Below are 6897 nucleotides of genomic sequence, written 5' to 3' on the forward strand. Positions count from 1 at the left end.
TGAACAGCACCGTTGAACTGCGCTACAAGTTTGCTGATGAGGCCAGTCTGGAGCCTTCCTTCGAACCGTTGAAGCTCTACGTTGAAGCCTGAGACCCGCCAGCACCGCTCGTCGAAACTGTTAGTTTTTACAGGTGCGCCGACAGAATGACTGCTCCCAGGCTGAGACTCAATTCTCAATCCAGGAGCTGCAATCATGAAAGTGACCTACACGCTCAAGAACCCCGTGGGCAATCGGCGGTATTTCATGTTCGACGGGATTATCTATAAGACCGACATTCTGAAATTCGAGGGTGTCGACCAGCAGTACATCGTCACCAAAAGAACCCTGGTTGTGCCCTTCGATATCGAAGAGCCCATCACCGATGTCATGCTCGAGACCGAGGTTTATAAACCTTGAAACAATCGACAACTCGAACGATAGGCAACAATCAACCCTGCGCCTGTGCCTCTTCATGAGCCTGGCGCAGCCGTTCGCGGCTGTTGGTCAGGTGCAGGCGCATGGCCGTACGAGCGGCATCGGAATCCTGACGGGCGATGGCGTCGTAGATTTCCTCGTGCTCGCGACTCAGGCGATTCATGTAGTGCTGCTGATCGTCATGGGCCAGTCGCGCCGAATTCAGGCGAGTACGCGGAATGATGCTGGTGCCCAGGTGGGTCATGATGTCGGTGAAGTACCGGTTGCCGGTGGACAGCGCGATTTGCAGGTGAAACTGAAAGTCCGAGGCCACCGCATCGCTGGCATGGGCCACGCTTTCATTCAACGCATCGAGGGCGGCGCGCATCGCGGCCAGTTGTTCGGCGCTGCGACGCTGAGCGGCAAGGCCGGCGGATTCGACTTCGAGGCTGATACGCAATTCGAGAATGGCCAGCACGTCACGCAGGGTGACCACTGTAGCCGGATCGATCCGGAAACCGCTGGGGCTCGGGGTATCGAGCACAAAAGTGCCGATGCCATGACGGGTTTCCACCTGACCTGCGGCCTGTAGCCGGGAGATCGCCTCGCGCACCACGGTGCGGCTGACACCATGGGCTTCCATGATCGCCGACTCGGTGGGCAACTTGTCGCCACGCTTGAGCAGACCGTCGCGGATCTGCTCGGTCAGCACCGTCACCAGTTCTTGAGCCAGGCTGCGGCGCTTGCGAGGGAGGCGCGGGGTGTCGATCAGGTTTTCCATGGTCTGCATCTTGTCTCGAAAATTCGGCTTGTGGGCATCATAGCTCAAGCGGGTTGTACGATCACTTTCCGTTTCCACACAAAACCTGTGGGAGCTGGCAAGCCAGCTCCCACGAGGAACGTATGGATATATCAGGCGGTCACGGTCTGCTCGACCAGATGCCCGCCATCGATCCGCACATGCCGTGGATGGAAGCGCTTGAGGCTGCTGCGATGGCCGACACTGACGATGCTCAAGCCCGGCAACTGGTCGATCAGCGCCTGATACAGCGTGGCTTCATCCTCTTCGTCCATCGCCGATGTCGCTTCGTCCATGTACAGCCATTGCGGTGCGTAAAGCAGCGCGCGGGCGAAGGCCAGACGTTGCTGTTCACCCGGCGACAACATGCGCTGCCAGTGGTTGGCCTCGTCCAGTCGCGCGACAAGATGCGGCAAACGGCAAGTCTCCAACACCTGTGCATAACGCTCGGGCGCGTAGGTGTCGCCCGGTTGTGGATAACTCAAGGCATCGCGCAGCGTGCCAATTGGTAGATACGGCTTTTGCGGCAGGAACAGATAACGCGAAGCTGGCAGGCGAATGCTGCCGTGCCCGGCCGGCCACAAATGGCCCATCGCCCGCAGCAGCGTGGATTTACCACTGCCGGAACGACCGCTGAGCATCACCCGATCGCCCTGCTCCACGGTCATGTCGGCGCTGGTCAGCAGGTGACGACCGTCGGCCAGATCGAGGCCGAGGTTACGAACCTTCAGCGCATTGCCCTGATTCTGCACGTCGATGGCCGGTGCACGTTCTTCGTTGTCGGTCATCGCCTGGCGGAAACTCAGCAGACGATCACACGTGGCGCGCCACGCGGCGAGATCCGAATACGCGTTGATGAACCAGCTGAAGTTCTCCTGCACATTGCCGAATGCCGAGTTGATCTGCATCAGCTCACCCAGTTCGATCTTGCCGGTCAGGTAACGCGGGGCCGCGACGATGAACGGGAAGATGATTGCGATCTGGCCGTAACCCGAGGTGAAGAACGTCAGGCGCTTGGACACCCGCATGATGTCCCAGAAGTTGTGCCAGACCAGCCCGAAGCGGTTGCTCAGACGACGATTCTCGTTCGGCTCGCCGTTGTACAGCGCAATGCTTTCGGCGTTCTCACGTACCCGTACCATGGAGAAACGCAGGTCAGCTTCGAAGCGTTGTTGTTGGTTGTTCAGACCGATCAGGCGTCGACCGATCAGGTGCGTCAGCCAGCTGCCGACTGCCGCATACAACAGCGCACACCAGAACATGTAGCCGGGAATCTCGATGCCGAACACTTCGATGCTGCCGGAGACGCCCCACAGAATGATCGAAAACGACACCAGGCTGACCACCGTGCGGATCAGGCCCAACGCGAGACTCAAGGTGTTGCTGGTGAAGGTATTGAGGTCTTCTGAAATCCGCTGGTCAGGGTTGTCGGTGTAGCCGCCCTGCTCCAACTGGTAGTAATTCTTGTGCCCGAGCCAGCGCTTGAAATGGTTCTCGGTGAGCCATGCCCGCCAACGGATGGTCAGCATCTGCGTCAGGTACAGGCGATACACCGCGCCGAGAATCGCCACCGCCGCAATGCCGCAGAAATACAGGATCAACTGCCAGAACGCCGCCTCATCCTTCTTCTGCAGGGCGTTATAGAAATCCTTGTACCAACTGTTGATCCACACCGAGATCGCCACGCTGAACAATGTCAGCGCGATCACGGCGATCAGCAACGTCCAGGCCTTGCCCTTCTCTTCGCTGCGCCAGTAAGGCGTGGTCATGGCCCACACCTTGCGAAAAAACTGCCCGCGCACAGTATCGTTGACCGCGGAATATTCAGCGTTCTGATTCATGGAAAAGGCTCGATAAAGAAAAGAACAGACACGCACCGATCATAGATGATCGGTGCGTTTTATCGCGAGGGCTGGCGATGGTCGTTCAGCGCAGGTTCAGCGACGAACCGGGCGCTTCTGCAGTTTGCGCTGCAGGGTGCGGCGGTGCATGCCCAGGGCGCGGGCAGTGGCGGAAATGTTGCCTTCGTGCTCGGTCAGCACGCGCTGGATGTGCTCCCACTGCAGGCGATCCACCGACATCGGGTTTTCCGGCACCAGGCTGTCGAGGTCGGCGTGCTCGGACAGCAGCGCTGCCAGCACGTCGTCGGCGTCGGCCGGTTTGCACAGATAGTTGCAGGCGCCGCGCTTGATCGCTTCGACCGCGGTGGCAATGCTCGAGTAACCGGTAAGGATCACCACGCGCATTTCCGGGTCCAGCTCCAGCAGTTTCGGCAGCAGGACCAGACCGGAGTCGCCGTCCATCTTCAGGTCCAGCGCGGCATAGTCCGGCAGATCGGCCTGAGCGATGGTCAGGCCTTCCTCGGCGGAACCGGCGGTGCTGACGCGAAAGCCGCGGCGCGCCATGGCCCGGGCCATCACTCGGGTAAACGTCGCGTCATCGTCGACCAGCAGCAAATGCGGCAGTTCTTCGCCTTCGACTTGGATTTCTTCACTCATGTTGGTCTCCTCGGGCGCCGTGAGGCAGGCGCAGCTCGGTGAGCGTGCCGCCTTCCTCATGACTATAGAGTTTCACTGAGCCGCCGGCGCGTGTCACGCTGGCCTTGCTCAAAAACAGGCCCAGGCCGAAACCTTTGCCCTTGGTGGTAAAAAACGGTTTGCCGATCTGCTCGGCGATGGCCAGCGGCACACCGGCACCATGATCGCGGATGCTGATGGTCAGGTCTTCGGCGGTCCAGTCCAGGGTCACCTGAAGGTTTTCCGGGCAGGCGTCGGCGGCGTTGTTCAACAGATTCAACAGGGCCTGGGTCAGATCCGGCGGCGGCGCCACACGCGGCAACGGGCCCTGGCCCAGACGCTGGAAGCGATAACTGGCTTCCGGGCGCATCAGATGCCAGCGGTTGAGCGCCTCGTCAAGCCACTCGGTAACGTCCTGCATCTCCACCGCCATCCGGCGATTGGCTTCGGCGGCGCGCACCAGTTGTTGCAGAGTCTCCTTGCAGAGCTTCACCTGATCCTTCAACACCTTCAGGTCTTCCTGAAGCATCGGGTCGTGATGATCCTGCTGCATTTCGTTGAGCAACACACTCATGGTCGCCAGCGGTGTGCCCAGTTCATGGGCGGCACCGGCGGCCTGAGTCGCGACGGCCAGCAATTGCTGATCGCGCAGGCCTTCTTCCCGGCGGATCGCGCGCAACTCTTCCTGGCGGCGCAGCTCTTCAGCCATGCGCGCGGCGAAGAACGTAATCACTGCCGCCGCCAGGGCAAAGCTCAGCCACATGCCGTAGATCTGCAGGTTCTCCCGGGCGACCGGCAGGGTTTCCAGCGGATAGAAATGTGTCAGCATCAATGTGTACAAAGCCAGCGCAATGCCCGACAGCACCACCGAATAACGCCACGGCAGCGTCACCGCAGCGATGGTCAGCGGCACCAGATAATACGAAACGAACGGGTTGGTCGAACCACCGGAGAAATACAGCAAGGCACTGTGGATAACCAGATCGCAGGCCAGTTGCAGCGCGTATTCGAGCTCGGTCACCGGCCACGAAGTGCGCAAACGCACGGCGGTGAACACACACAGCAGAATCGAACAGCCGAGGGTCATCACCAGTTGCACCCACGGCAACGGCAACAAATCCAGCCAGTAGGCCAGGCCCACGGAACCAGCCTGCGCAGCGAGCACCAGGGTGCGGATGAAAGTCAGCCGCCAGAGGTTCTGGCGAGTGGCGGAAGTCAGTTGTACGGGGGCGAGCATGAGCTCTCCTGATGAGCGCTCCAGGCGGATCGCACGGAGTATAACCAAGGCGCGGGCTTGAGAGGCGAAAGTGCGGCAAACGACCACATGGCGCAAAGATTTTCTGCGGCTATAAGGGCCCCTTCGCGAGCGAGCTCGCTCCCACAGGAGAACGCGTCCCAAATGTGGGAGCAAGCTTGCTCGCGATTGGCTACGCAACAGCCACCAGTCATCTGTATAGAAGTTGTAACTGGGCGAACCGGATCATAAAAGCTAGAGTCTGATGGTTTCACGCAGGCCCCCGAACCATCACCTGCGCCCTCATCAAGGAGCTTTCATGCACACATTTCGCCGCAGCGCCGCCCTTCTCGCCCTGACCGTCGGCAGCATCGCCAGCCTTCCGGCCCTGGCCGCCGATGAGCTGCACTACAACCAGATTTCCCTGCGCGCCGAAGTCAGCCAGGAAGTGGCCCGCGACCTGATGATCGTGACCCTCTACACCGAAGAACAAAACACCGACCCGGCCAAACTCGCCGCCGACGTCAGCACCACCATGAACAAGGCACTGGCCCAGGCCAAGCAAGTCAAAGACATCACCCTGCGCCAGGGCAGCCGCAACAGCTACCCGATCTACGACACCAAGGGCCAGAAAATCACCGGCTGGCGCGAACGCGCCGAACTGCGCCTGGAAAGCGCCGACTTCGCCGCCCTGTCCAAACTCACCGGTGAGCTGCTGACCGACCTGAAAATGGGCGGCATGGACTTCGCCATCGCCGACCCGACCCGCAAGGCCAGCGAAGACAAACTGCTGAAAGAAGCCGTCACCGCCTTCAAGGCCCGCGCCCAACTGGCCACCGACGCCCTGGGCGGCAAGGGTTACAAAATCGTCAACCTGAACCTCAACAGCAACGGCTTCCCACAACCGTACATGCGCGCCCCGATGATGATGAAAGCCGCGGGCATGGATTCGGCGCCCGTCACGCCTGAAGTCGAAGCCGGCACCAGCCAGGTCAGCCTGATCGCTGATGGCTCGATTGAAGTGTTGATGCAGTGATTGAGTGACGGCTGAATGAAAAACCGGCGATCAGTGGTGATCGCCGGTTTTTTTGTGCCCGGGATTTGTGTTGTCAGCTCTGCCGTCATCGCTGGCAGGCTAGCTCCCACATTTGGAATGTGGACTCCTGTGGGAGCCAGCCTGCTGGCGATGAACGATGCCACGGTCTCAGGTTTGCGGATCAACCCGATCCAGCGCGCGGTTCACTGCGAGCTCGGCCAGCATGATGATCTGCTGGATCCCGAGTGCCGTACTGCGCTGGGGGCCCGAAAGCTCATTGGCGAAATTGCTGGCGATGGTACTGGCCGAGGCCAGGGACTCGCAGGCATTGGCCAGCAGGCTTTCGGTGTCGACGTTGGGCGTGACCATGTACATCGTGCTCGGGCGCGGTTTGGAAGGATTGGGGCACAGGTAATAGTCGAGGGCGCGTTTGATGGCTTCGCGGTTGCGGGCGAGGTCTTCGGCGCGCATGGCTTCTTCGAGGGGCGTGGTTGATTCGAGGGGTGGGTCGGGTATCAGCTTATCCATGTAGCAATTTCTCCAGGTTATGGAGCCACTTTTCCCGATCTCACTCGAAGAAGAGGTGGCAGCTATGTACGGGGTGAGATCACCGGTATGGATACCCGGCAGGACATTCGTCCACCCGTACACAGCCGCCATAAAGAATCGCTGACAGTCTAAACTGGCGGCGATTATGAAGGGGCTCGCACAAGTATCCAAATGAATAGCCGGGATCTCACTCCCGGTCGCTGAATTGGCAGCGACAACCAAAGACTAGAGAGCGTGCTTCCGACGGACAACCTGAAAACATTGTGGGAAGGTTCGGTGAATCACACACATCTTTAAACATTCGAAAATGGAACGCGGAGCGTCCCGGGCTGCATTCCCACGCGGAGCGTGGGAACGATCAAGCAGT

Annotated in this window: 7 protein-coding genes; 2 read left to right on the forward strand and 5 right to left on the reverse strand. The window is 59.9% G+C overall.

The genetic code is table 11. The features are described 5' to 3' along the window. Positions 1-195: 195 nt before the first annotated feature. Positions 196-399 carry a hypothetical protein gene (locus ACTJK9_RS27120; RefSeq protein WP_440817415.1) on the forward strand — a complete coding sequence of 68 codons (204 nt, stop codon included), beginning with the start codon at positions 196-198 and terminating at the stop codon, positions 397-399. A gap of 31 nt (positions 400-430) precedes the next feature. Here the strand turns inward: ACTJK9_RS27120 and ACTJK9_RS27125 are convergent, their stop codons facing one another. The 4 genes from ACTJK9_RS27125 to ACTJK9_RS27140 all read right to left on the reverse strand — a co-directional run bounded on the left by ACTJK9_RS27125 (position 431) and on the right by ACTJK9_RS27140 (position 4948). Next, a complete protein-coding gene (locus ACTJK9_RS27125; RefSeq protein WP_440817417.1) occupies positions 431-1177 on the reverse strand; it encodes a FadR/GntR family transcriptional regulator in 747 nt (248 codons plus the stop codon). Between the two features lie 131 nt (positions 1178-1308). After that, the gene (locus ACTJK9_RS27130; protein ID WP_440817419.1) at positions 1309-3036 is read right to left on the reverse strand and encodes an ABC transporter ATP-binding protein/permease; all 1728 of its coding nucleotides are present in this window, start codon (positions 3034-3036) and stop codon (positions 1309-1311) included. A 96-nt stretch (positions 3037-3132) separates the two neighbouring features. Continuing rightward, complete coding sequence (locus ACTJK9_RS27135) at positions 3133-3693, reverse strand: response regulator transcription factor (RefSeq protein WP_085611319.1); 561 nt, start codon at positions 3691-3693, stop codon at positions 3133-3135. Then, positions 3686-4948 carry an ATP-binding protein gene (locus tag ACTJK9_RS27140; protein ID WP_085611318.1) on the reverse strand — a complete coding sequence of 421 codons (1263 nt, stop codon included), beginning with the start codon at positions 4946-4948 and terminating at the stop codon, positions 3686-3688. The genes ACTJK9_RS27135 and ACTJK9_RS27140 overlap by 8 nt, the downstream gene beginning before the upstream one ends. A gap of 316 nt (positions 4949-5264) precedes the next feature. Here ACTJK9_RS27140 and ACTJK9_RS27145 point away from each other — a divergent pair, with 316 nt between their 5' ends. Continuing rightward, a complete protein-coding gene (locus ACTJK9_RS27145) occupies positions 5265-5981 on the forward strand; it encodes an SIMPL domain-containing protein (RefSeq protein WP_440817423.1) in 717 nt (238 codons plus the stop codon). 168 nt (positions 5982-6149) lie between these two features. On the opposite strand, the gene ACTJK9_RS27150 is transcribed toward ACTJK9_RS27145, so the two are convergent. Continuing rightward, the gene (locus ACTJK9_RS27150) at positions 6150-6509 is read right to left on the reverse strand and encodes a DUF6124 family protein (RefSeq protein ID WP_440817426.1); all 360 of its coding nucleotides are present in this window, start codon (positions 6507-6509) and stop codon (positions 6150-6152) included. Positions 6510-6897 lie beyond the last annotated feature (388 nt).

This window comes from Pseudomonas sp. 22082 (assembly GCF_052046055.1).
GTDB classification, from domain to species: domain Bacteria; phylum Pseudomonadota; class Gammaproteobacteria; order Pseudomonadales; family Pseudomonadaceae; genus Aquipseudomonas; species Aquipseudomonas pharyngis.

Excerpts from the sequence above, each read along its gene's own strand:
- ACTJK9_RS27145 (WP_440817423.1), top strand. The coding sequence starts at position 5,265 with ATGCACACATTTCGCCGCAGCGCCGCCCTTCTCGCCCTGACCGTCGGC.
- ACTJK9_RS27135 (WP_085611319.1), bottom strand. The coding sequence starts at position 3,693 with ATGAGTGAAGAAATCCAAGTCGAAGGCGAAGAACTGCCGCATTTGCTG.
- ACTJK9_RS27120 (WP_440817415.1), top strand. The coding sequence starts at position 196 with ATGAAAGTGACCTACACGCTCAAGAACCCCGTGGGCAATCGGCGGTAT.
- ACTJK9_RS27130 (WP_440817419.1), bottom strand. The coding sequence starts at position 3,036 with ATGAATCAGAACGCTGAATATTCCGCGGTCAACGATACTGTGCGCGGG.
- ACTJK9_RS27140 (WP_085611318.1), bottom strand. The coding sequence starts at position 4,948 with ATGCTCGCCCCCGTACAACTGACTTCCGCCACTCGCCAGAACCTCTGG.
- ACTJK9_RS27150 (WP_440817426.1), bottom strand. The coding sequence starts at position 6,509 with ATGGATAAGCTGATACCCGACCCACCCCTCGAATCAACCACGCCCCTC.
- ACTJK9_RS27125 (WP_440817417.1), bottom strand. The coding sequence starts at position 1,177 with ATGGAAAACCTGATCGACACCCCGCGCCTCCCTCGCAAGCGCCGCAGC.